Below are 24,110 nucleotides of genomic sequence, written 5' to 3'. Positions count from 1 at the left end.
GGTTCAGCCGAAGGTCTTGCGCGGGTCGAACGCGTCGCGCACGGCCTCGCCCGCGAAGACGAGCAGGCTCAGCATCGTCGCCACCACGAAGAAGCCGGTGAGCCCGAGCCAGGGCGCGTTGATGTTGTCCTTGCCCTGCGCCAGCAGCTCGCCGAGCGAGGGGGAGCCGGGCGGCAGGCCGAAGCCGAGATAATCGAGCGAGGTCAGGGTCGTGACCGAGCCGTTCAGGATGAACGGCAGGAAGGTCAGGGTCGCCACCATGGCGTTGGGCAGGAGGTGCCGTGTCATGATGCGCACGTTCGACAGGCCCAGCGCCCTCGCTGCGCGGACGTACTCGAAGTTGCGCGCGCGCAGGAATTCCGCGCGCACCACGCCGACCAGAGCGGTCCACGAGAACAGCGTCAGGATGCCGAGCAGGGTGAAGAAGCTCGGCACGAGGAAGGCCGACATGATGATGATGAGGTAGAGCGTCGGGATCGCGCCCCAGATCTCGATGATCCGCTGGAAGATCAGGTCGGTCCAGCCGCCGAAATAGCCCTGCACCGCCCCCGCGATCACGCCGATGACCGACGAGACGCCGGCGAGCACGAGGCCGAACAGGATCGAGATGCGGAAACCGTAGATGACGCGCGCCAGCACGTCCCGCGTGGCGTTGTCGGTGCCGAGCCAGTGCCACTCGATGTCACGGCAACCGAGTTCGCGCCCTTCGGCCTTCACGCCTGCGCGCTCGGCAACCGGGCGGCACTCGGCGTCGCTCAGCATCCAGGTCGGCGGCGAGGGGGCCGGGGTCGGCAGATCCCGCATGAAGGTGTTGTCGGCGTAAGGGATCGGCGGCCAGAGCACCCAGCCGTTCTCCTCGATCTCCTTGCGCGTCTCGGGCGCCCGGTAATCGGTCTGGGCCAGGAAGCCGCCGAACTTCTCGTCCGGGTAATCGACCAGGACGGGGAACAGCCACTCGCCCTTGTACTGCATGACGATCGGGCGATCGTTAGCGATGAGTTCGGCGAACAGGCTCAGCACGAACAGCACGGTGAAGATCACCGCCGACCAATAGCCGCGTCGGTTGGCCCGGAAGTTCGCGAGCCGCCGCCGGTTGAGCGGCGAGAGCCCGCGGCGGGTGGCGGTCGGCAGGACTCGCATCTGCGGCGCGTTGCCCGGCGCGGTGACGGGCACCGCATCGAGTTCGGGTCGCAGGTGCTCGTTCATCGGCTCCAACCCTCACACTCGGGCGGCCGATGCCGGCTCAGTCGAGCCGGGTTGCGGTGCCCTCGATCTCGCTCGGCCGCAGCGCGCCCTTGCGCTCCAGATGGCGACGCAGCAGGCGCACGTTGCGGCGGTTCGCCTTGAAGGCCGCGTCGAGCAGGTCGCCGGCCAGCGGCACCGAGCCCACCGCGCCGTCGATGGCGACGTTGCCCATCATGCGCCAAACCAGCCAGCGCGGTGCGCCGAGCCGCTTCGCCTCGTAGACGATGTACGAGGCGATCGCCATGCCCGCGATGTCGCCGAGGATGGGAACAAGACCGATCACCGCGTCGAGACCGACGCGGCGGTTGATGCCCGGCAGAAGGATGGCCGAGTCCATCAGATGGGCGAGCTGCTCGAGCCGCAGCAGGCTCGCCTCGGTGCTGGTATCGGTGAGGCGGCGCAGCTGCGCCGCGCCCGCGGACTCGCGATAGGCCGTGCTGGTGGTGTGAACGGAGGTGCTCATAACGAGGATGTGGCCCCGGCCCAACCGCTGCACAAGGAAGCGGATCGCGCGGTCGTTCACGTCCCGGGAAATATTCCCGCCAAGCGTTCGACCGCCGCGTCGAGGGTGGCGTCCGTCTTGGCAAAGCAGAAGCGCACGAGGTTGTTCACGCTTCCTCCCTCGTAGAACGCGCTGACGGGAATGGCCGCAACGCCGTGCTCGGCCACGATCCGCTCGCAGAAGGCGACGTCGTCGGCGGCGAGCCCTGCGATGTCGACGCTGAGGAAGTAGGTGCCCGCGCTCGGCAGCACGGTGAACCCGATGCGTGACAGCCCCGCCGCCAGCCGGTCGCGGGATCGGGCGAGGTCAGCCCGCATATTCTCGAAGTACGCGTCATTCTTGGCCAGGCCGTAGGCGACCGCCTCCTGAAGGTTCGGCGGCGTGGTGAAAGTGAGGAACTGGTGCGCCCGCGACAGCACCCGCATCAGCGGCTCGTCCGCCATCACGAAGCCGACCTTCCAGCCGGTCAGGCTGAAGATCTTGCCGGCCGAGCCGATCTTCACCGTCCGCTCGCGCATGCCCGGCTGCGCCATCAGCGGGCGATGGTGCCGGCCATCGAAGATCACGTGCTCCCACACCTCGTCGCAGACCGCCACCGCGTCGAAGCGCCGGCAGAACGCCGCGAGCAGGGCGAGGTCGTCCTCCTCGAAGACGGTGGCGCTCGGGTTGAGCGGGTTGTTGAGCAGGACGATCCGGGTGCGTTCGGAGAACGCGTCGGCCAGCGCCGCCGCCTCGATCCGGAAATGCGGCGGCTTGAGCGTGACGAAGCGCGGCACTCCGCCGGCGCGTCGCACCAGCGGGAGGTAGGCGTCGTACATCGGCTCGAACAGCACGACCTCGTCGCCGGGCCGAACCAGCGCCATCAGCGCGCCGGCCAGCGCCTCAGTCGCGCCCGAGGTCACCATTACCTCGCGCTCCGGGTCGAGGTCGAGATCCTGATGGTGCCGGTAATGGGCGGCGATGGCCGAGCGGAGCGAGGGCAGCCCCATCATCGGCGGGGTTACTGGTTGCTGACGCTCTCCAGCGCCCGCGCGGCGGCGGCGCGCACGTCGTCGGGCCCCTGACCGTCGGGAAAGCCCTGGCCGAGATTGATCGCCCCATGCTGCCGCGCGAGCCGCGACATCGCTTCGAACACGGTTTCCGGCAACTCGGCGAAGACGGGATGGCCGGTGAGCGGGGGGATGCGATTCGCGGCAGGACTCATGCGCGATGTCTTTGCAGAGCGACCGTCCCACTCCAAGTGCCTCTACGCAAGATTGAATGGAGAAGAGAACGAGGCCGCGGTTGGTATCGCCGCCTGCCAAGACAAGAGGCGTCTTGTCGAACCTTGACGAGAACGGTGCGGCATCGCCTGCGCAACGTGCGCTCACGCACACGAGCCTGCGGATGAACCGCGAAATCCCGTTTTTGCGCGGTGTCGCTGGGGTGACGAATGTTGACGATCATCAGTCGTAAGCGCATGTTCACCCCACGGTCGGACCGGCCGCCGCACTCAAGGGACTTCGCCCCCTCGTTTCTTGGGTGTGGCAGGCCGGTCCGGTCGTGCTTCATGAAAAAGGCCGCCGCTCGACACGGCGGCCTTTTTCATGTCCGATCGGGCGGCGCACGCTCCTGCGGCGGCCCCTTCACCTTCGGCGGATCATGCGTCTGGGAACCTGCCTGCTGCTCGCCGTGATGTCCGGTGTCCTGGGCTTGAGTCTGCGTCTCACGTTGCCGGTCACGCCGGTCGATGCGTCGTTTCGCGACGTGGTGCGCCTCTATCAGTCGCAGGGCGCGCCGACCGGCAGCAACACGCTGGAAACGTCGCCGCCGTAGGAACACCGCAATGACCGGCAAGGCTCGCCGGCCGTACCGAATCCAGCCAGCTTTGTTCGAAACTGGTTCGAGCCGGTCGAATCTTCCGCCGGCCGGATCGTGATCGCGAACCGGCCCGCGTTTATTGGCCGTGATGCCGTCGATGAGTGTGTGAGGGATGAACGAGAGTTCGCCGATACGCAGGGAGACCGCCCGGGAGTACCGGACCGCGGACCCGGTGACGACCGCACCGGTCCGCCGGCGCCGTAAGTTCGGCCGCTGGATGCTCGCGCTGCTGATCCTCGGCGGGGCCGGCGCCGTCGCCCACCGCACCTACGACGCCCGGCAGAAGCCGGCCGGGGAGACCGCACAGGCGCCGGGCGGCGGCCGTCCCGGTCACGGCGGGCGGCCGGCCGACATGAAGCAGGCGGTCGGCGTCGCGCCGATCGTGACCGGCGACATGCCGGTCGTGCTGCAGGGGCTCGGGACGGTGACGCCGCTCGCCACCGTCTCGATCCGCTCGCAGATCAGCGGCTACCTCACCAAGATCGGCTTTCGCGAGGGCCAGATGGTGAAGGAGGGCGACTTCCTCGCCCAGGTCGATCCGCGGCCCTACGAAGCGTTGCTCGCGCAGTATCAAGGCCAACTCGCCCGCGATCAGGCGCTGTTGCAGAACTCGAAGCTCGATCTCCAGCGCTACCAGACCCTGAACCGCCAGGATTCGATCTCGAAGCAGAACGTCGACACCCAGGCCGCTCTGGTGAAGCAGAACGAGGGCACGGTCGCCGCCGACCAAGCGCTCGTCGATCAGCAGAAGCTCAATCTCACCTATGCCCGCATCGTCTCGCCGGTGGAGGGTCGGGTCGGCCTGAGGCAGGTCGATCTCGGCAACTACATCACCGCCGGCTCGACCAACATCGTCGTCGTCACGCAGTTGCGTCCGATCTCGGTGGTGTTCGTTCTGCCGGAGGACGACGTGGCGCGGGTGATGCGCCGGGTGCGCGCAGGCGCGAAGCTGACGGTGCGCGCCTACGACAGAAGCGACCAGCACGAGATCGCGGTCGGCCGCCTCGACACGGTGGACAACCAGATCGACACCACGACCGGCACGGTGAAGCTGCGGGCGATGTTCGAGAACGAGGACGAGAGCCTGTTCCCGAACCAGTTCGTCAACGCGCGCCTGACCGTCGAGACGATCCAGAACGCGGCCCTGGTGCCCAACGCCGCGATCCTGCGCGGCACGCCGGGCACCTACGTCTACCTGATGGACGGCGACGAGAAGGTCACCGTGCGCCCGATCAAGACCGGCGAGACCGATGGGGTGAACACGGTGGTTCTGTCGGGCCTTGCGGCAGGCGACCGCGTCGTCACCGACGGTACCGACCGGCTGCGCGAAGGCGCGCCGGTGCGCGTCGTGGCCAACGCCCCCGGACCCCAGGCCGGCGGCCCGGCGGCGGGGGCTCCCGGCGCGACGCTTCCGACGACGCCCGCGGCCGGCGCGCCGGCCGATACCGGTTCGACCCAGGGCGGTCAGGAGCGCCGGGGACGCCGGCGCCCGGCTCCGTAAGCGGATGCGGCCATGAACCCGTCCCGCCTCTTCATCCTGCGGCCCGTCGCGACGACGCTGTCGATGCTGGCGATCCTGATCGTCGGCGCGGTGTCGTATCTGAACCTGCCGGTCTCGGCGCTGCCGGCCGTCGATTACCCGACGATCCAGGTGCAGACCTTCTATCCCGGTGCCAGCCCGGAGGTGATGACCTCGGCCGTCACCGCCCCGCTGGAGCGCCAATTCGGCCAGATGGCCAACCTCAACCAGATGTCCTCGCAGAGTTCGGCGGGGGCGTCGGTCATCACGCTTCAGTTCAATCTCGACATCCCGCTCGACATCGCCGAGCAGTCGGTTCAGGCGGCGATCAACGCGGCCGGCAACCTGCTGCCGACCGACCTTCCGGCGCCGCCGATCTATGCCAAGGTCAACCCGGCCGACGCGCCGGTGCTGACGCTGGCGCTCACCTCCGCGACGATCCCGCTGACGCAGGTGCGCGACCTCGCCGAGACCCGGCTCGCCCAGAAGATCAGCCAGATCGCGGGTGTGGGCCTCGTCAGCATGGGCGGAGGGCAGCGGCCGGCGGTGCGGGTGCGGTTCAATTCCCTGGCGATGGCTGCCTACGGCCTCAACATCGACGACCTGCGCACGACGATCGCCAACCTCAACGTCAACACGCCCAAGGGCAATATCGACGGGCCGACCCAGTCCTACGCCATCAATGCCAACGATCAGGTACGCGACCCGGCGGTCTATGCCAGCGCGATCATCGCCTATCGCAACGGCGCGCCGGTCCATCTCACCGACGTGGCGGAGGTCGTGGACGGGGCCGAGAACACCCGGCTCGGCGCCTGGGCCGACCGCACGCCCGCGGTGATCCTCAACATCCAGCGCCAGCCCGGCGCCAACGTCATCGACACGGTCGACCGCATCAAGCGGCTGCTGCCGCAGCTCCAGGCGACAATGCCGGCCTCGGTCTCAGTGGCGATCCTCACCGACCGCACGACGACGATCCGCGCCTCGGTGCACGACGTGCAGTTCGAGCTGATGCTCGCCATCGGCCTCGTGGTGATGGTGATCTTCCTGTTCCTGCGCAGCTTCTCCGCGACGCTGATCCCGAGCCTGTCGGTGCCGCTCTCGCTGATCGGCGCGCTCGCGGCGATGGATGCCTGGGGCTTCTCCCTCGACAACCTCTCCTTGATGGCGCTCACGATCGCCACGGGCTTCGTCGTGGACGACGCCATCGTCGTCATCGAGAACATCGCCCGCCACGTCGAGGAGGGTGACAGCCCGTTCGAGGCGGCGCTGAAGGGAAGCCGCGAGATCGGCTTCACCATCATCTCGCTCACCGTCTCGCTCATCGCGGTGCTGATCCCGCTCCTGTTCATGGGCGACGTGGTCGGCCGCCTTTTCCGCGAATTCGCCATCACGCTTGCGGCGACCATCGTCATCTCGGCGGTGGTCTCGCTCACCCTCGTACCGATGCTGTGCGCGCGCCTGCTCAAGCCCGTCGCCCATGGCGCCGACACGCCGGCCGCGCGCCGGGAGGGCCCGATCGCCCGCGTGGGCCGGCGGCTCAACGACGGCGTCATCGCCCTCTACGGCCGGGCCCTGCGCGTCGTGCTGGCCAACCAGGGCCTGACGCTGCTCGTCACCCTCGGCACCGTGGCGCTCACCGCCTACCTGTTCGTGGTGATCCCCAAGGGCTTCTTCCCCGTGCAGGACACGGGCGTGATCCAGGGCATCTCGCAGGCCGACCAGAGCGTCTCCTACGAGGCCATGGCCGAGCGGCAGCAGGCCTTAGCCGACATCGTCCTGCAGGATCCGGACGTCGCGAGCCTGTCTTCGTTCATCGGGGTGGACGGGCAGAACGTCACGCTCAATTCCGGCCGCTTCCTCATCAACCTGAAGCCGCGCGAGGCGCGCGGGGCCGACGCCAGCGCGATCATCCGCCGCCTCAACGCCGCGACGAGCACGGTGCCCGGCGTGCGGCTCTACATGCAGCCGGTGCAGGATCTGACGATCGATACCGCGGTCTCGGCGACGCAGTATCAGGTCATCCTCGAGAACCCGAACCTCGGCGACTTCGAGACCTGGGTGCCACGCTACGTCGAGGCGCTGCGCCGCTCACCGCTGCTGGCCGACGTGACCAGCGACTACCAGGGCAACGGCCTGGCCGCCTACGTCACCATCGACCGGCCCACCGCCGGGCGCTACGGCATCACGCCGGCCACGATCGACAACGTGCTCTACGACGCGTTCGGCCAGCGCATCGTCTCGACCATCTTCACCCAATCGAGCCAGTACCGGGTGATTTTGGAGGCGAACCCGAAGCTGCACACCTCGCTCGCCTCCCTCGACAACCTCTATCTGCCGTCCTCGACCGCACCTTCGGGACAGGTGCCTCTCTCGGCCGTGGCGAAGATCGAGGAGCGTCGCGCGCCGCTGCTGATCGGCCACCTCGGCCAGTTCCCAGCTACCACCGTCTCGTTCAACCTCGCGCCCGGCGTCGCCCTTGGGCAGGCGGTGGAGGCGCTCGAGGCCGCGCGAAAAGACATCAACCTGCCGGCGAGCTTCAACGTGGTGCCGCAGGGCTCGGTCTTCGCCTTCGAGTCGGCGCTCTCCAACGAGCTGTTCCTCGTCTGCGCGGCGATCATCACCGTCTACATCGTGCTCGGCGTGCTCTACGAGAGCTTCATCCACCCCATCACCATCCTCTCGACCCTGCCGTCCGCCGGCATCGGCGCGCTTCTCGGACTGATGTGGTTCGAGCTCTCGCTCGACATCATCGCGATCATCGGCATCGTGCTCCTGATCGGCATCGTGAAGAAGAACGCGATCATGATGATCGACTTCGCGCTCCAGGCCGAGCGCGAGGAGGGCAAGGCCCCGCGCGACGCGATCTACGAGGCCTGCCTGCTGCGCTTCCGCCCGATCCTGATGACGACGCTCGCTGCCCTGTTCGCGGCGGTGCCGATGATCGTCGGCTCGGGCGTCGGCTCGGAACTGCGCCAGCCGCTGGGCATCGTCATTGCCGGCGGCCTCATCGTCAGTCAGGTGCTGACGCTGTTCACGACGCCGGTGATCTATCTCGCCTTCGACCGGCTGGAGCGCCGGATCATGCGACGGCGGGAGCGAGACGGGCTGGCGCCGGGCGGGGCGGTGCCTTGAACCTCTCCGAACCCTTCATCCGCCGCCCGGTCGCGACGACGCTGCTGACGATCGGCCTGCTGCTCGCCGGCATGTTCGCCTATGTCCGCCTGCCGGTGGCGCCGCTGCCGCAGGTCGATTTCCCCGTCATCCTGGTTCAGGCGCAGATGGCCGGCGCCTCGCCGGAGACCATGGCGACCACGGTGGCCGCGCCGCTGGAGCGGCGGCTCGGCGCCATCGCCGACGTCAACGAGATGACCTCGACAAGTTCGACCGGCACGGTGCGGATCGTTCTGCTGTTTGGCCTCAACCGCGACATCGACGGCGCTGCCCGCGACGTCCAGGCGGCGATCAACGCCGCGCGCGCCGATCTGCCGACTTCGCTGCGCACCAACCCGACCTACCGCAAGTTCAACCCGGCCGATTCGCCGATCCTGATCCTCGGCCTCACCTCCGATACGCTGACGCCGGGGCAGCTCTACGATTCCGCCGCGACCATCGTGCAGCAGCGGATGAGTCAGATCGAGGGCGTGGGCAACGTCGATATCGGCGGCTCGTCGCTGCCGGCGGTTCGGGTCGAACTCGATCCAACGGCGCTGTTCCACTACGGTATCGGCCTGGAGGGCATCCGCGCGGGTCTGGCCTCGGCCAACGCCAACTCGCCCAAGGGCGACATCGTGGCGGGCGACCGCCGCTACCAGCTCTACGCCAACGACCAGGGCCGGCAGGCTTCCGACTATCGCGACATCGTCGTGGCCTATCGCAACGGCGCCGCCGTGCGGCTCGCCGATGTCGGCGAAGTGGTCGATTCGGTCGAGGATAAGCGCAACCTCGGCCTCGTCGACGGCAAGCCGGGCGTGATCCTGTTCATCTACAAGGAGCCGGGTTCCAACGTCGTCGAGACCGTGGAGCGGGTGCGGGCGGCAATTCCGCAGGCGAAGGCGGCGCTGCCGGGCGACATCGACCTCAACATCTCCGGCGACCGCTCCGCCACGATCCGCGCCTCGCTGGCCAGCACCGAGGAGACGCTGATCATCGCGGTCATCCTCGTGATCTTCGTCACCTTCATCTTCCTGCGCTCGTGGCGGGCGACGCTGATCCCGGCGGTGGCGGTGCCGATCTCGATCATCGGCACCTTCGCGGCGATGTGGATGCTCGACTACTCCCTCGACATCCTGTCGCTGATGGCGCTCATCATCGCGACCGGCTTCGTCGTGGACGACGCCATCGTCGTGCTGGAGAACATCCAGCGACACATCGAGGCGGGCAAGCCACGGGTCGAGGCCGCCCTGCTCGGCGCCCGCGAGGTCGGTTTCACCGTCGTCTCGATGAGCCTGTCGCTCATCGCCGTGTTCCTGCCAATCCTGCTGATGGGCGGCATCGTCGGCCGGCTGTTCCAGGAATTCGCGGTCACGCTGTCGATGGCGATCCTCGTCTCGCTCGTGCTCTCACTGACGACGACGCCGATGATGTGCGCGCTCCTGCTCAAGCCGGAGGCGCAGATGCATGCGGGCAAGCGCCCCAACATCCTGCTGCGTGGATTGGAGGGCGGCTTCGACGCGCTGCTGCGGAGTTACGAACGGACGCTCCGTTTCGCGCTCTATCACCGTCGGCTGACGGCGCTCAGCGTGTTCATCGCGATCGGGCTCACGGTCTACGGCTACATCATCGTGCCGAAGGGCTTCTTCCCCGATCAGGATACCGGCCAGCTCATGGGCGGCATCCAGGCCGACCAGCGCATCTCGTTCCAGTCGATGAAGGACAAGCTGGAGCGCGCGAGCGCCATCGTGCAGGCCGACCCGGCAGTTGAGAGCATCGTCGGCTTCACCGGCGGGCGCGGCACCAACTCCGCCAACGTCTTCGTCGGGCTCAAGCCGCGCGGCAAGCGCGAGCCCATCGAGACCGTGATGGCCCGGCTGCGGCCGAAGCTCGCCCAGGTCGCGGGCGCGCGCCTGTTCCTGTTCCCGCGCCAGGATCTCAGGATGGGCGGGCGCCAGAGCTTCGCCCAGTACCAGTACACGCTCCAGGGCGACACGTCGGAGGAGCTCTACGCCGCCTCGCCGAAGCTGCTGCAAGCGCTGCAGAAGCGCACCGACATCTTCGCCGACGTGACCTCGGACCAGCAGGAGGGCGGGCTGGAGAGCCGCCTCGTCATCGATCGGGCGACCGCCTTCCGCTACGGCATCACCCCGGACCAGATCGACAACACCCTCTACGACGCCTTCGGGCAGCGGCAGGTCTCGACGATCTACAACCCGCTCAACCAGTACCACGTGGTGATGGAGATCGCGCCGCGATACCTCCAGAACCCGGAGGTGCTGAAGACGATCTACGTCTCGACCACGGGCGGTCGGGCGCGGGGCTCGGCCACCACCAACGCGGTTGCCGGCACGGTGGCGGGTGGCGGGACCACCACCGCCTCGCAAGCCTCCACCTCCGGCACGTCCACCACCGACACGGCGGCGACCATCGCTGCCGACTCGGCCCGCAACGCCGCGGGCAACGCCATCGCCGCGAGCCGGGGCAGCGCCTCCTCGAGCGCGCCGGTGTCGAGCGCCAAGGAAACGATGGTGCCGCTCTCGGCCTTCGCCCATTTCGAGACCGGCAACGCCCCGGTCCAGGTGGCGCATCAGGGCTTGTTCGTGGCCACCACCATCTCGTTCAACCTCGTGCCCGGCAAGAGCCTGGGCGAGGCGACCGCGGTCATCGACCAGACCATGCTCGATCTGCAATTGCCGCAGACCATCCACGGCGAGTTCGCGGGCGCGGCCAAGAGCTATCAGGAATCGTCGTCGCGCCAGCCGCTGCTGATCCTCGCCGCTCTGCTCGCAGTCTATGCCGTGCTCGGCATCCTCTACGAGAGCTACATCCACCCGATCACGATTCTCTCGACCCTGCCCTCGGCCGGGATCGGCGCCATCGTCGCGCTGCTCACGACCGGAACCGAATTCACCATCGTCGCGCTGATCGCGGTGTTCCTGCTGATCGGTATCGTGAAGAAGAACGCCATCCTGATGATCGACTTCGCCATCGATGCGGAGCGCAGCCGCGGCCTGACGCCGGGGGAGGCGATCTACGAGGCCTGCCTCCTGCGCTTCCGCCCGATCATGATGACGACGCTCGCCGCCATCCTCGGCGCGGCCCCACTCATCGTCGCGGGCGGCGAGGGGGCCGAGCTGCGCCGGCCCCTCGGCATCGCGATCGTCGGTGGACTCATCGTCAGCCAGATCCTGACCCTCTACACGACACCGGTCGTCTACCTGTATCTCGACCGTCTCCGGCTCTGGGCGAAGCGTCGCCGGGGCGGAGCGGCGGCGGTGCCGGCCGAGTGAGGATGGTTGTTTCGTGACAGGTGACGTGCGCCATAACCCTCCCCCCTCCGCGGGGGAGGGTGCCCTGCGGATGCAGGGCGGGAGAGGGGAGCCACGTTTCCGGACGTCGCGCTGCCCCTCACCCGACCCGCTTCGCGGGCCACCCTCTCCCGCAGAGGGGAGAGGGTTGAGGTCGAGGCTCCTGTTCCGCTTCGCCACCGTCTGCGCGGTCGCGGCACTCACCTCCGGCTGCCTCGTCGGCCCCGATTACTCGCGCCCCTCCGTCGAGACGCCGCTTGGCTTCAAACAGGGCGGGATGCGCGAGGACAGCCTCGCCTACGTCCAGGCGCAGAAGGGCTGGCGCCCGGCGTCGCCGAACGATGCGGCCGAGCGCGGCGACTGGTGGCGGGCCTTCAACGATCCGACGCTCGACCGGCTGATCCGCTCCATCGACGTCGATAACCAGAATCTCCGCGCCCAGGTCGCGGTCTACGATCAGGCCCGCGCCCTCGTCGCGCAGGCGCGCGCCGCCCTGTTCCCCACGGTGATCGGCGCTCCGGGCATCACCCGGTCGCGGGCGCTGGGCGCCGAGCGCACGACCGTCTCGCTCCAGGGGCAGGCGAACTGGGAACTCGACCTGTTCGGCGGCATCCGCCGCCAGATCGAGAGCGATGTCGCCTCCGCCCAGGCCTCGGCCTCCGACCTCGCCCTGGTGCGTCTCAGCCTTCAGGCGGAACTGGCGACCAATTACCTCCAACTGCGCTATCAGGATTCGCTGAAGCGCGTGCTGGAGGAGAATGTCGAGGGCTTCAAGCGCAGCCTCAGCATCGCCGAGAATCAGTACAATGCGGGCGTCGCCGCCCGCTCCGACGTCATCACCGCGCAGACGCAGCTCCAGACGACGCAGGCCTCGCTGATCGCCGTCGATCTCCAGCGAGCGACCTTCGAGCACGCGGTGGCGATTCTCACCGGCCGCCCGCCCTCGGAGGTCAAGCTGCCGTTCGCGCCCCTGCCGGTGCGTCCGCCCTCGGTGCCGGTCGGCATCCCGTCCGATCTCCTGGAACGCCGCCCCGACATCGCCGGGGCCGAGCGGCTGGTGCAGGCGCAGAGCGAGCAGATCGGCGTGGCGGTCTCCGCCTTCTATCCGACGGTGACGCTCTCGGCCTCGGGCGGCTTCTCCGGCGCGACCAGCAACGGCGTGTTCTCGGCCGCCAACCGCGTCTGGTCGATTGCCGCGAACGGCTCTCAGGTGTTCTTCGACGGCGGCGCCCGCGCCGCGGTGCTGCAAACGGCCCGGGCCGCCTACGAGGCGGCGGTGGCCAATTACCGGCAGACGGTGCTGACCGCCTTCGGCGAGGTCGAGAACGGGCTGGCCGGCGTGCGCATCCTCGCCCGGCAGCAGGCCAAGCAGGACGAGGCGGTGGCCTCGGCGCGGCGCGCGGTCGAGATCACCCTCAACGAGTACCGGGCCGGCACGCAGAACTACACCACCGTCGTCACCGCGCAGGCGCTGCTCATCAACAACGAGGTCACCGCACTCCAGATTCGCCTCAACCGCTTCACCACCGCTGTGGCGCTGATCCGGTCGCTGGGCGGCGGCTGGGACGCTCGCTCGCTGCCGACCGGCGAGGAGCTGAAGGGCGTGCGTCTGCCGATCGACGGCGGCTCGGCCGTCCGTACCGACGAGTAGGGTTCTGCAGGGCAGCTCGGCCGGAACAGGAACCGCCGGCCTCTGTTGAACCGGGATTCCAGCGGTCGGCCCCTCGCCGGCCGAGAGCCCCGGATGGCCCATGCCCGACGCCTGCGTTCACGACACGCCCGACACGCCGAAGACCCCGGCCTGCACCCTCGTGATCTTCGGTGCCGGCGGCGACCTCACCAAGCGCCTCCTGATGCCGGCCCTCTACAATCTCGCGGGCGGCGGGCTGCTCGATGACGGCTTTTCCGTTCTCGGTGTCGATCACAACCCGCTGACCGACGATGGCTGGCGCGACGACCTCACCCAGACCATGGAGTCCTTCACCAAGGACCCGTCCGCCGAGTTCCACGCCGAGCGGATCGACCCGCGCCCTTGGGACTTCATCCGCGAGCGCCTGCACGTGATGCAGGGTGATTTCTCCGAGGAAGCCACCTTCAAGGATCTCGCCGGACGCCTCACCGGCAACGTCGTGTTCTACCTCGCGGTCTCCGCCCGCTTCTTTCGGCCCCGTGGTCGAGGGCCTCGGCAAGGCCGGCCTGCTGAAGCAGACCGACGACGCGTTCCGCCGCGTCGTCATCGAGAAGCCGTTCGGCTCCGACCTCGCCTCCGCCAAGGCGCTCAACGAAACCATCCTGGCGCAGGGCGACGAGAGCCAGTTCTACCGGATCGACCATTTCCTCGGGAAGGAGACGGTCCAGAGCATCCTGGCGATCCGCTTCGCCAACGCGATGCTCGAGCCGATCTGGCGGCGCGAATACGTCGACCATGTCGAGATCACCGCCGCCGAGACGATCGGCGTCGAGGAGCGCGGCCGCTTCTACGAGCCGACGGGCGCACTGCGGGACATGGTGCCCAACCACCTGTTCCAGCTTCTCACCATGGTGGCGATGGAGCCGCCCTCTGCCTTCGACGCCGAGATCGTGCGCGACGAGAAGACGAAGCTGGTCGGGGCGATCCGCCCGGTCAGGCCGGAGAATGCCGTACGCGGCCAGTACGCGGCGGGACGCGAGGACGGGAAGGATGTCCCGGCCTACCGTGACGAGCCGGACGTGGCCAAGGATTCACGGACCGAAACCTACGTCGCCCTCAAGCTTGAGATCGAGAACGAGCGCTGGTCCGGCGTGCCGTTCTTCCTGCGCACCGGCAAGTGCTTGGCCGAACGGCGCACCGAGATCGCGGTGCATTTCAAGCCGACGCCGCTCACGCTGTTCCGCGGGGCGGATGGCGGCGACCTCGCGCCGAACGTCATGCGCCTGCGCATCGACCCGGCGCCCGGCTCGGCCACGCGCTTCAACGTGAAGCGGCCGGGGCCGCAGATGCATCTCGCCGCGATCGAGACGGGCTTCTGCTACGGCGACTTCTTCGACCCGGCGCCCACCGTCGGCTACGAAAGCCTGATCTACGATTGCATGATGGGCGACCCGACCTTGTTCCAGCGCGCCGACACCATCGAGGCGAGCTGGGCCGCCGTCGATCCGCTGCTGAAGGCGTGGAAGGACGCGCCGGTCTGCTTCTATCCGGCCGGCAGTCCCGGCCCGAAGGAGGCGGACGATCTGCTCGCCCGCGACGGGCGCTCGTGGCTGCCGCTGGAGGAGAAGTGACCGCGGCTTCCGGATGAACGCTCACTAGGCAGTGCAACCCCTCGCCCCGCTTGCGGGGAGAGGGGGGACACGACGTCGAGCGATCGGAGAGGTGAGGCGGGATTCGGAGCCCTCAGCCCGCCTGCGTTTCTAGCTCGCGCAGGATCGCGTCGCCCATGTCGCCGGTGCTGATCGGGGTCTGGCCCTCGCCGACGATATCGCGGGTGCGGGCGCCGGCGGCCAGCGCCCGGGTGATCGCGCTCTCCACGAGGTCGGCGGCCTCGCCGAGGCCGAAGGAGTAGCGCAGGCACATGGCGAGCGAGCCGATCATCGCGATCGGGTTCGCAAAGCCCTTGCCGGCGATGTCGGGGGCCGAGCCGTGGACCGGCTCGTAGAGCGCCTTTCGGGTGCCGCGCGCGTCGGTTGCGCCCAGCGAGGCGGAGGGCAGCATGCCGAGCGAGCCGGTGAGCATCGCCGCGACATCCGAGAGGACGTCGCCGAACAGGTTGTCGGTCACCAGCACGTCGAACTGCTTGGGGCGCCGCACGAGCTGCATGGCGCAATTGTCGGCGAGCACGTGCTCCAGCTCGACCTCGCTGTAATGCTCGGCATGAACCCGTGTGACGACCTCCTTCCACAGGACGCCGGTCTTCATCACGTTGTTCTTCTCGGCCGAGGCGACCCGGCCGGAGCGCTTGCGGGCGAGATCGAAGGCCACATGCGCGATCCGCTCGATCTCGGCGGTGGTGTAGACCTGCGTATCGACCGCCCGCTTCGAGCCGTCCTCCAGCGTGGTGATCTCCTTCGGCTCGCCGAAATAGACGCCGCCGGTGAGCTCGCGCACGATCATGATGTCGAGGCCCTCGACCAGCTCGCGCTTGAGGGCGGAGGCGTCGGCCAGCGCCGGGTAGCAGATCGCCGGGCGCAGGTTGGCGAACAGGCCAAGATCCTTGCGCAGGCGCAGCAGGCCCGCCTCGGGGCGGATGTCGTAGGTCACGCCGTTCCACTTCGGCCCGCCGACCGCGCCGAGCAGGATCGCGTCGGCCGCGTCGGCGCGGGCCAGCGTCTCGTCGGCGAGCGGCTTGCCGTGCACGTCGATGGCCGCGCCGCCGACGAGGTCGCGCTCGGTTTCGAAATCGGCGAGGCCCGCGCGCTTGAGCCAGCCCACCACCTTCTCGACCTCGGCCATCACCTCGGGGCCGATGCCGTCGCCGGGCAGGAGCAGAAGCTTGTAGGTGGTCATGGGGCTGAAATCCGGGCTGATGGCACGCGCCACGTCGCCCGCGCTCTATCGGCGCGGCTCGGCCCCTGCAAGTCCGTCGCTCGCTCCGTCGGCGATCGAACCCAGGCTCAACCCGCGCGCTTACCCGAGCGGAACGGGCGTAGCATCCAGGCCATGCGCCCGACCTCGTCCTCCTCCGGGCGCTTGGCAGGGCGCACGGCGCGCTCGGGCGCGGACGAGCCGATCTCGTGCACGATCTGCTCGAGCAGGGGCGGGATTTCCTGGCCGTACTCGTCGAGGAGCACGGCGGCGTCCAGCAGGGCCTGGACCTGATCGTCGGGAATGGGCCGGCTCATGATCTGCGCATCGAGCGCCTGATCGGCCAGCAACGTCGCGAGGCGGGAGACCTCCGACAGACCGGCCGGTGCCGAGAGACCGCTGCTCATCGATGGAATACCCTCATTATCGAACGGAGGCCTACGGTAATCCGTCTTGGTGAGCCAATCCTTTCACCATGTTCGGTTCTCGCGTGCCGAAAACGACCTGATCGTGATGGGAAGGCTTGCCGGGAGCGCTTTCCGAGCCGGGGCCTGAAGGGCTAAGGTTTCGCCGTGCACAAACCGAGCCTTCCCGACCCCATCGCCGCCGGACGCGGCTCCCTTGCGCCCGAGGCCGGGCCCGCTCGACGCGGGATGGGGATCATCGCAGTCCCGCTTGTCCTGCTCGCGGCGTGGGCAGGGCCGTCCCAGGCCGGCGCGCCGCGTGGCGGTGCCAGTGCCTGCTATCTCACCGGGGGCGGCGCCCTGGAGATCTGCCGCTCGGCCGACGAGGCCGAGGGCGTCTACGCCGTCCCGCCCCCCTGCCATTTCGTCCACGACGTGCAGATCCTGCGGCTCAAGGATACCGGCCCGCCGGGCCCGCTTCAGGTGATCTACCGGGCCGAGCCGCCGCGCCAAGGGAGCCGGCCGAGCGGTGGCCGCGGCGAGGACAACTGCCGGACCGACCTGCGGGCCACCGATCCCGCGGCGGGCGGCGCCGTGCGCATCGGTCGGCAGATCGAGACGCTGGCGACGATGCTGCCGCCGACTGATCCACGCTTCTGGAGCGAAGGCCTCAAGGGCGACGGTTCGGCGCGGGCCGAACAGCCGCGCCGCCGTAGCCGGGCGACCCGTCAGGCGCGGCGGGAGGCCCGCCGGGCGCGGCGCGCGAGGCGAGGCAGGGGGACAAGCAGGCGGACAGGATGACCTTCCGCGCCCAGGCCTCCGCGCCGGAAGACGATCCGTCCGGCAACGCGATGATGGTCGCGGGGCGCGATTGGGCGGGCGACCCGTACTACGCCATCCTCGCCACCGCGACGGAGCCCTCCGGCGAGGGGCGTCGCCGGGTTCTGGTCCAGGCGCGCACCTACGATTTCCAGAGCCTCGATCTGCGCGTCGAGGCCGATCCCGGTACCGAGTGGCGGCCGTTCGGAGCGCCCGCCGCCGAGGGTCAGGGGCAGGGGCGTCGGCGCGGGCGCGCACGGCCGGCGGCGATGAAGCCCGCCCCGGTGCTCGACGACACCGGCAAGCCGATCGTCGGCAACTGCGCCGCGCCGGATTTCGAGGCGCGCGGCCTGACCGGGTCGATCAGCGTGGTTGATCGCGTCTACCACTACTTCTACACCGACGTGCTGCCTGCCGATTGCGATGCGCCGCGGAACCGGCGGCGCATGGCGCTCTACCTGCGCACGAGCCGCGACCCGTTGGCGGAGCGCACGTGGTCGGCGCCCGTGACGCTGATCGAGGGCCTGCCGGCCGAGACCGAAATGCGTGTCGCCAAGGCGCGGGGCATGGACCGTTGGGCCGTAGCCTATTCCTGCTCGCGGCCGGTCACCGTCTCGGGTGGGCCCGTCGCCGATATCTGCCTGCACTACACCGCCGACCTTTCGCCCGGCAGCCTCACCGCCCTGACGCTCTATGCCGAGCCCGTCGCGGCCGGCCACTCCACCGCCTATCTCGGACTGCGCTCCGGCGGTGACGCGCTGGGACGGTTCACCCGCGACGGCTTCGGCTGGATGACCGACCGCTACGGCAACCTCGACGCGCCGACGATCTACCCCGACAAGGGCGGCTTCCTGACCTGGCTCGACCGCCGGGCCCCGCGGATCGACGGCAGCGATGCCTCCTCGCTCTACGGCCGGCCCGTCTATTGGGCGACCTGGACGGTTCGCCCGCGCGCCGCACCGTGATCGCGTGACGATTCCGGCCCGACGTTCGACAGAGGGGTGGATGTCGCCCGCGCCGCCGTCGATGTTCGAGAGACCTTGAACGCCCGTCACCGGGCGGGACATCGTTCCGGCACGGGTGCGGGGTGCGTTCGGCGCTCGAAGGTGCGGAAGGAGCAGGCCATGACGGTCACGACACTCGACTCCCTGTCCGAGCGGCGCGGCGCCGACGTTCTGCTGGAGGTGCTGCGCTCGGAGGGCGTCCGCTACATCTTCGGCAATCCGGGCACGACCGAGCTGCCACTGATCGACGCCCTGACGGACGCGCCCGACATCGCCTACGTGCTCGCCCTTCAGGAGGCGAGCGCCGTCGCCATGGCCGACGGCTACGCGCAGGGTGCGCGCCGGCCGGGCTTCCTCAACCTGCACACGGCGGGCGGCCTCGGCCACGGCATGGGCAACCTGCTCAACGCCCAGATCTCCGGCACGCCGCTCGTCGTCACCGCCGGCCAGCAGGATTCGCGACACGTCATCACCGATCCGCTGCTGTTCGGCGATCTGACCACCATCGCGGCGCCCACGGTGAAGTGGGCGCGCGAGGTGACCCATGCCGACCAGCTTCCGGTGCTGCTGCGCCGCGCCTTCCACGATTCTGCGGCGGCGCCGTCTGGGCCGGTCTTCCTGTCGCTGCCGATGGACGTGATGGAGGCGATGACCGCCGCGCCGCTCGGCGAAACCTCGACCATCGACCACCGCGCGGTGGCGGGCTCGCTCGACCGGCTCGCGGACTATCTCGCGGGCATCGCGCCGGGGCGGCTCGCGCTGATCGCCGGCGACGAGGTCGATGCCAGCGACGCCTCGACCCAGGCGGTGCGGCTCGCCGACCTTCTGGCCGCGCCAGTCTACGGCTCGTCCTGGCCGGCGCATATCCCGTTCCCGACCGCCCATCCGCTCTGGATGGGCAACCTGCCGACCAAGGCGAGCGGCATCGCCGAGATTCTCGGCCGCTACGACGCGGTGTTCGCGCTCGGCGGCAAGTCGCTCATCACCGTGCTCTACACCGAGGGCTCGGCCGTACCCCCCGGCACGCAGGTGTTCCAGCTCTCGGCGGATGCGCGCGACCTCGGCCGCACCTACGCGACCCAGCTCTCGACGGTGGGCAACGTGCGCGCCTCCCTCGACGTGCTGCTGCCGCTCTTGGAAGCGCGCCTCGCGCCGCACGCCGAGACCTATGCCCGCTTGAGGCGCGAAGCCGTCGCGGCCTACGACGCGCGCCGGGCCGCGCTCGAGGCCAAGGCGGATGCCGCCTTCGCCGATCCGGTGATCCACCCCCTTGTCGCCGCCCGCGAGATCGGCCGGGCCGTGGGGTCGGACATCGCCATCATCGACGAAGCACCCGCAACGCTCGGGCATCTGCGCACGATCCTGCACAGCACCTGGACGCGGCAATACTCGTCGATCCGCGGCGGCGTGCTCGGCTGGGGCATGCCGGCCTCGGTCGGCTTCTCGCTCGGGCTCGACCGGGCGCCGGTGGTCTGCATCGTCGGCGACGGGGCGGCGATGTACTCGCCTCAGGCGCTCTGGACCGCCGCGCATGAGGGGCTGCCGGTGACCTTCGTCGTCATCAACAACGCCGAGTACAACATCCTGAAGCAGTTCATGAAATCGCAGACGCACTACGCCTCGGTGCGGGCGAACCGCTTCATCGCCATGGACCTCACCGAGCCGCGCATCGACTTCCTGGCGCTCGCCGCCTCGATGGGCGTGCCCTCCCGCCGGGTCGAGCGGGCGGCGGACATCGCCGGTGCAGTCGAGGCGGGCATCCGTTCCGGCGCGCCGAACCTCGTCGAAGTCGTCGTCAGCGCCGCGTGACGCCCTCGGCACCCCGGCCGATGCCGCCGACCCTCGTCTTCGACACGGATTGCGTGCTCTGCGCCGGGATGCTGCGCTTCGTCCTGGCGCGTGAGCGCGACCACAGCCTGCACTTCATCGGCGCGTGGTCCCGCGAGGGGTTCGACCTCGCCGCCCGCCACGGCTTCACCGAAGCGGATCTCAACGGCACGTTCCTGCTGGTTCAGGATGGGCGGGCGCTGACGCGCTCGGATGCCGCGCTCGCCGTGGTGCGGCATCTCAGGGCGCCGTGGCGGTGGTGCGGTGTGTTCGCAATCGTTCCGAAGCCGCTGCGCGACCGCCTCTACAGCCTCGTCGCGCGCACCCGCTACCGCGTGTTCGGCCGTCGAGAGGATTGCGCCCGGGTGCCGCCGGACCAGCAGCACCGCTTCCACGGCGTGCGTGCGGCCGACGCGCCGGCTCGGTCGAACTAATTGACCCGCTTGGCATCAGGCGGCGTCACCGCGCGTCATCCCATCCAATCGCCTCATCCTGAGGTGCCGGCGCAGAGCGGCGGCCTCGAAGGATCGTCCCCGGATCGCGCGGGATCTGGAGCGTCCTTCGAGGGCCGCTGACGCGGCCACCTCAAGATGAGGGCTGGTGATGGGAGATCAGGCCTTGCGGGCCACGGTGAAGCGGGCCGCGTCCTTGAGCACCTGCGCCCGGTCGCCCCAGGGGGCGACGGCTTCCTCGCACAAAGCCACCAGCCGGTCGCACTCGGCCCGCGCGCCGTCGAGGCCGAGGCGATCGACCAGTGTCGCCTTGCCGGCATCCTTGTCCTTGCCGGTCGCCTTGCCCATCGCTTCCGGCGAGGCCTCACGGTCCAGAATGTCGTCGGCGACCTGGAAGGCTTGGCCGAGCGCCTTGCCGTAGCGCAGCAGCGCCGCCCGCTCGTCCGCGTTCGCGCCGCCGACGAGAGCGCCGGCCTCGACGGAGAAGGCGAGAATCGCCCCGGTCTTCATCGCCTGCATCCGCAGGGTGTCGTCGATGTCCATGGTGGCCGGGCCGAAGCGTCCCTCGGCCGAGAGGTCGAGGAGCTGGCCGCCGACCATGCCGCCGAGGCCGGAGGCGCGGGCGAGCCCGAGCACCAGTTCGGCCCGGATCGCCGGATCGGGCTGCCAGCGCGGATCGGCGGTGACCTCGAAGGCCAGCGTCTGGAGCGCGTCGCCGACGAGGATCGCGGTGGCCTCGTCATAGGCCTTGTGGACGGTGGGCTTGCCGCGGCGCAGGTCGTCGTCGTCCATGGCCGGCAGGTCGTCGTGGACGAGGCTGTAGCAGTGGACGAGTTCGACGCCGGCACCCGCCGCGAGCGCCGCATCCTCGGCCCCGCCGAGCATCCGCGCGGTCTCGATGGCGAGGAAGGGCCGCAGCCGCTTGCCGCCGCCGAGCACGGCGTGGCGCATCGCCTCCATCAGCCGGGGCGGGCGGGCGATCTCGCCGGCCTGCAGCGTCGGCCCGAGCAGATCGACGAGGAAGGTCTCGACGGTGTCGGCGACCTGAGCGAGCCTGTGGGTAAAGTCACCCGTATAGGCGTCCGCCTTGACCGAGGGGTGGGAAGCCTGCGTTGAGGTCATCGGAAGGGGCCTGGATCGGGGAGGGGCGGACGCGACGTGGCGGTGCCGGAGGAGAGTGAAGCCGAACGGCACGGGCGCGACCTGCGGAGGATTCCTTCGCCGAAGCCCCTCGCGAGGACCCCCGCGCCGCGGAACCCCGCCCCGAGGCGTCGAACCGGGCTGCGGCGCGCCGCCACCCTGATCACGCTCGCTCCCATTGCCATTCTTGCCTTCACGCTCACGCTCGCGCTCGTCTATAGCGTGGCGACCCCGCCCTCAACCCTGATGCTGGGCCGTTGGTTGACGCTCCAGGGCGCGCAGCGCGACAGCGTCAAGCTGGAGGCGATCGCCCCGGCCCTGGTCCAGGCGGTGATGGCGTCCGAGGACCAGCGCTTCTGCCTGCATAACGGCGTCGATTGGGGCGCCCTGCGCGACGTGGTGGACGATGAGGAGGGCCCGAGCCGCGGTGCCTCGACCATCACCATGCAGACGGTCAAGAACGTCTTCCTCTGGCCCGGCCGCTCCTACATCCGCAAAGGGCTTGAGATCCCGCTCGCGGTGATGGCCGACGCGGTCTGGGGCAAGCGCCGGACGATGGAGATCTATCTCAACGTCGCCGAGTGGGGGGAGGGCATCTTCGGAGCCGAGGCCGCCGCCCGCCACTGGTTCCGCAAGAGCGCGCGCGACCTGAGCCGCAACGAGGCCGCACTGCTCGCCGCCGTCCTGCCGAACCCGATCCTGCGCAGCGCCGGCAAGCCGACCCGCGGGGTGCGGGCGATCGCGGGACGCATCCAGAGCCGGATGGGTCAGGTCGATGGGCTGATGGGGTGTTTGAAACGCTGAAGGATCAGCCTTCTTCCGCCTCACACAGCCGCGTCACCGCCCGCTCGTAGCCCTTCGCGTCGAACTTTCGGAGCGAGTTCTCGCTCTGATAGCGCACGCTCCCGAAAATCTGGCGCGTCTGCCACGGGCGGTCGTGCAGACCGAAGATCCAGGCGACGTTGGTGAAGGAGTTCGCGTCGCGCCCGTCGAGGAAGTAGCGGTTGTTGAGCCGCAGCGTCCGGGCGAACGCCTCCTCCGGCGAGGGCGACCATTCGAGGATCTTCTTGCCCCAGTACATGCGGAGCTGGTTGTGCATGTAGCCGGTCTCGCGCATCTCGCGCATGGCGACGTTCCAGTAATGGTCGTGGGTCTTCCCCTCCGCCAATTCCTCCTCGGAATAGAGTTTCGGGCGCGGGTCGTCGGCGTGCTCGGCGAGCGTCTTGTGGGCCCAGTCGGGCACGGCACGGGCATAGTCGTCGTAGCCCTGCGTGTGGAAGACGTGGTTCATCGCCAGTTCGCGCCGGACGATCAGCTCCTCGAGATAAGCCGAGCGGTCGTCATCGTCGGCGTCCTTCGCGGCGCGGATCGCCAGCGCGATCTCGACCGGCGAGATGTGCCCGAAATGCAGGTAGGGGCTCATATGCGAGGCCGCCCCGGCCTCCGGCTTGTTGCGCCCGGCCCCGTAGCCGGCGAAGGCGTGCTCCAGGAAGCGCTTCAGATGGCCGGCGGCCTCGGTGTAGCCGCCGCGGAAGCGCTTCACCGGGCCGACCGTGGTGTCGAGCGTCAGCTTCGCGAGAAGCTTTTCCGGATCGGAGACGTCGAGCCCATCCTTCAGATTCAGCCGCTGGATCAGCCCTTCGGCCGGGTGATCGACCGTGCGCGGCTCTACGGGTTCGAGATAGTCGTCCCAGAGCTTCCGGAGCTTCGGGCGCAGGGTGCGCGCGGCGTATTCGTGCTTGGTCGAGGCGGTCTCGAGCGGCACCACCACATCGCCCTCGATCTGTACGATCCGGCATTGCGCCTCCCGTTCGATCTCGCCGTACCAGCGTTTCTGGATCGCGAGGTAGCCACGGTCGAGCACCAGCAGCGCGGCGTCTGCCGAGAGATCGATAGCGACCTTAGCCGGCGTTGCCCGGCGCAGGAGAAAGGCGATGCCGCGCTTTTCCAGGGCAGCGGCCGCATCGGCGAGCCCCTGCAGCAGGAAGGCATAGTGCCGGGCATTGGCCTCGGGGAAGCCGTTGGCGCCGTCGAGCAAGCCGAAGCAGACGAGGAGCGGGAGCTTGAGGCGGTTGGCCTCCTCGATCGCGAGTTCCAGCGCCGGATTGAACGGGACGCGCATGGCTTGCTGCATCAGGTACAGGACGTAACCGGCGCCCTCGCGCGGCTTCACGTCGTTCAGCACCCGGATGCGGGCCGGTTGGATCGCCATCGCTCGAAAACGCCCCGTCTCGGCAGCTTCTATTCGGTCCGTTTACGCCGAGGCGGCCGGTCGCGCCGATTCGGGCCCCGCCTTGATTCCGCGGGTCGGACGTCCCGTTCGGGGCAGGGAATGCATCAGGACCGAGAACGTTGCATCGGGCTCGGGCCCGACGC

At 69.2% G+C, this 24,110-nt stretch carries 16 protein-coding genes and 2 pseudogenes; 11 read left to right on the top strand and 7 right to left on the bottom strand.

The window, feature by feature from the left end; genetic code table 11:
* Window positions 1–3: 3 nt before the first annotated feature.
* The 3 genes and pseudogenes from M2437_RS20830 to M2437_RS20820 all read right to left on the bottom strand — a co-directional run bounded on the left by M2437_RS20830 (window position 4) and on the right by M2437_RS20820 (window position 2,951).
* Window positions 4–1,206 carry an ABC transporter permease gene (locus M2437_RS20830; RefSeq protein WP_056120581.1) on the bottom strand — a complete coding sequence of 401 codons (1,203 nt, stop codon included), beginning with the start codon at window positions 1,204–1,206 and terminating at the stop codon, window positions 4–6.
* Window positions 1,207–1,243: 37 nt separating this feature from the next.
* On the bottom strand, window positions 1,244–1,768 hold the full coding sequence (locus tag M2437_RS20825; RefSeq protein ID WP_012253929.1) for a DUF4112 domain-containing protein: 525 nt from the start codon (window positions 1,766–1,768) through the stop codon (window positions 1,244–1,246).
* A pseudogene (locus tag M2437_RS20820) lies at window positions 1,765–2,951 on the bottom strand (aminotransferase). Before M2437_RS20820 ends, M2437_RS20825 begins: the two are co-directional and overlap by 4 nt.
* Window positions 2,952–3,388: 437 nt before the next feature.
* Between M2437_RS20820 and M2437_RS20815 the strand changes: the two are divergent.
* From M2437_RS20815 to zwf, 6 genes and pseudogenes are all read left to right on the top strand, one after another.
* Window positions 3,389–3,562: a hypothetical protein gene (locus M2437_RS20815; RefSeq protein WP_015951062.1), complete on the top strand. Its 174-nt coding sequence runs from the start codon at window positions 3,389–3,391 to the stop codon at window positions 3,560–3,562.
* 157 nt (window positions 3,563–3,719) lie between these two features.
* On the top strand, window positions 3,720–5,108 hold the full coding sequence (locus M2437_RS20810) for an MdtA/MuxA family multidrug efflux RND transporter periplasmic adaptor subunit (RefSeq protein ID WP_056504680.1): 1,389 nt from the start codon (window positions 3,720–3,722) through the stop codon (window positions 5,106–5,108).
* 12 nt (window positions 5,109–5,120) lie between these two features.
* A complete protein-coding gene (locus tag M2437_RS20805) occupies window positions 5,121–8,258 on the top strand; it encodes a multidrug efflux RND transporter permease subunit (protein ID WP_253388569.1) in 3,138 nt (1,045 codons plus the stop codon).
* Complete coding sequence (locus M2437_RS20800; RefSeq protein WP_253388568.1) at window positions 8,255–11,569, top strand: efflux RND transporter permease subunit; 3,315 nt, start codon at window positions 8,255–8,257, stop codon at window positions 11,567–11,569. Before M2437_RS20805 ends, M2437_RS20800 begins: the two co-directional genes overlap by 4 nt.
* 166 nt (window positions 11,570–11,735) lie before the next feature.
* Window positions 11,736–13,238 (top strand): efflux transporter outer membrane subunit, encoded by a 1,503-nt coding sequence (locus M2437_RS20795; protein WP_253388567.1) that lies wholly within the window; start codon window positions 11,736–11,738, stop codon window positions 13,236–13,238.
* Window positions 13,239–13,338: 100 nt separating this feature from the next.
* Window positions 13,339–14,848: pseudogene (zwf, locus tag M2437_RS20790) on the top strand (glucose-6-phosphate dehydrogenase).
* A 112-nt stretch (window positions 14,849–14,960) separates the two neighbouring features.
* On the opposite strand, the gene leuB reads toward zwf, so the two are convergent.
* The gene (gene leuB, locus M2437_RS20785) at window positions 14,961–16,070 is read right to left on the bottom strand and encodes a 3-isopropylmalate dehydrogenase (protein WP_253388565.1); all 1,110 of its coding nucleotides are present in this window, start codon (window positions 16,068–16,070) and stop codon (window positions 14,961–14,963) included.
* A gap of 107 nt (window positions 16,071–16,177) precedes the next feature.
* Complete coding sequence (locus M2437_RS20780) at window positions 16,178–16,495, bottom strand: hypothetical protein (protein WP_003603725.1); 318 nt, start codon at window positions 16,493–16,495, stop codon at window positions 16,178–16,180.
* A 165-nt stretch (window positions 16,496–16,660) separates the two neighbouring features.
* Here M2437_RS20780 and M2437_RS20775 point away from each other — a divergent pair, with 165 nt between their 5' ends.
* The 4 genes from M2437_RS20775 (at window position 16,661) to M2437_RS20760 (ending at window position 20,576) form a co-directional block, all read left to right on the top strand.
* Entirely contained in the window at window positions 16,661–17,293 is a 633-nt protein-coding gene (locus M2437_RS20775) for a hypothetical protein (RefSeq protein WP_499007008.1), read from the top strand.
* Window positions 17,290–18,276, top strand: coding sequence for a hypothetical protein (locus M2437_RS20770; protein ID WP_499007007.1), 987 nt, complete (start codon window positions 17,290–17,292; stop codon window positions 18,274–18,276). Before M2437_RS20775 ends, M2437_RS20770 begins: the two co-directional genes overlap by 4 nt.
* 159 nt (window positions 18,277–18,435) lie before the next feature.
* Window positions 18,436–20,124, top strand: coding sequence for a thiamine pyrophosphate-binding protein (locus M2437_RS20765; RefSeq protein ID WP_253388563.1), 1,689 nt, complete (start codon window positions 18,436–18,438; stop codon window positions 20,122–20,124).
* Window positions 20,125–20,144: 20 nt separating this feature from the next.
* Window positions 20,145–20,576 carry a thiol-disulfide oxidoreductase DCC family protein gene (locus tag M2437_RS20760; protein ID WP_253388562.1) on the top strand — a complete coding sequence of 144 codons (432 nt, stop codon included), beginning with the start codon at window positions 20,145–20,147 and terminating at the stop codon, window positions 20,574–20,576.
* A gap of 177 nt (window positions 20,577–20,753) precedes the next feature.
* Here M2437_RS20760 and M2437_RS20755 read toward each other — a convergent pair whose 3' ends face one another.
* Window positions 20,754–21,716 carry a polyprenyl synthetase family protein gene (locus tag M2437_RS20755; RefSeq protein WP_003597325.1) on the bottom strand — a complete coding sequence of 321 codons (963 nt, stop codon included), beginning with the start codon at window positions 21,714–21,716 and terminating at the stop codon, window positions 20,754–20,756.
* A gap of 36 nt (window positions 21,717–21,752) precedes the next feature.
* Between M2437_RS20755 and mtgA the strand changes: the two genes are divergently transcribed.
* On the top strand, window positions 21,753–22,538 hold the full coding sequence (mtgA, locus tag M2437_RS20750) for a monofunctional biosynthetic peptidoglycan transglycosylase (RefSeq protein ID WP_015822895.1): 786 nt from the start codon (window positions 21,753–21,755) through the stop codon (window positions 22,536–22,538).
* A 4-nt stretch (window positions 22,539–22,542) separates the two neighbouring features.
* On the opposite strand, the gene M2437_RS20745 is transcribed toward mtgA, so the two are convergent.
* Entirely contained in the window at window positions 22,543–23,946 is a 1,404-nt protein-coding gene (locus M2437_RS20745; protein WP_253388561.1) for a deoxyribodipyrimidine photo-lyase, read from the bottom strand.
* Between the last annotated feature and the right edge of the window lie 164 nt (window positions 23,947–24,110).

This window comes from Methylorubrum pseudosasae, from assembly GCF_029504475.1.
Taxonomy (GTDB): Bacteria; Pseudomonadota; Alphaproteobacteria; order Rhizobiales; family Beijerinckiaceae; genus Methylobacterium; species Methylobacterium extorquens.
This window is presented reverse-complemented; position numbering and strand designations above follow the sequence as displayed.

Bases quoted from the DNA above. Each gene is read 5' to 3' on its own strand.
- M2437_RS20830 (WP_056120581.1), bottom strand. From the start codon at position 1,206: ATGAACGAGCACCTGCGACCCGAACTCGATGCGGTGCCCGTCACCGCG.
- M2437_RS20815 (WP_015951062.1), top strand. From the start codon at position 3,389: ATGCGTCTGGGAACCTGCCTGCTGCTCGCCGTGATGTCCGGTGTCCTG.
- M2437_RS20810 (WP_056504680.1), top strand. From the start codon at position 3,720: ATGAACGAGAGTTCGCCGATACGCAGGGAGACCGCCCGGGAGTACCGG.
- M2437_RS20805 (WP_253388569.1), top strand. From the start codon at position 5,121: ATGAACCCGTCCCGCCTCTTCATCCTGCGGCCCGTCGCGACGACGCTG.
- leuB (WP_253388565.1), bottom strand. From the start codon at position 16,070: ATGACCACCTACAAGCTTCTGCTCCTGCCCGGCGACGGCATCGGCCCC.
- M2437_RS20780 (WP_003603725.1), bottom strand. From the start codon at position 16,495: ATGAGCAGCGGTCTCTCGGCACCGGCCGGTCTGTCGGAGGTCTCCCGC.
- M2437_RS20770 (WP_499007007.1), top strand. From the start codon at position 17,290: ATGACCTTCCGCGCCCAGGCCTCCGCGCCGGAAGACGATCCGTCCGGC.
- M2437_RS20765 (WP_253388563.1), top strand. From the start codon at position 18,436: ATGACGGTCACGACACTCGACTCCCTGTCCGAGCGGCGCGGCGCCGAC.
- M2437_RS20760 (WP_253388562.1), top strand. From the start codon at position 20,145: ATGCCGCCGACCCTCGTCTTCGACACGGATTGCGTGCTCTGCGCCGGG.
- M2437_RS20755 (WP_003597325.1), bottom strand. From the start codon at position 21,716: ATGACCTCAACGCAGGCTTCCCACCCCTCGGTCAAGGCGGACGCCTAT.
- M2437_RS20745 (WP_253388561.1), bottom strand. From the start codon at position 23,946: ATGGCGATCCAACCGGCCCGCATCCGGGTGCTGAACGACGTGAAGCCG.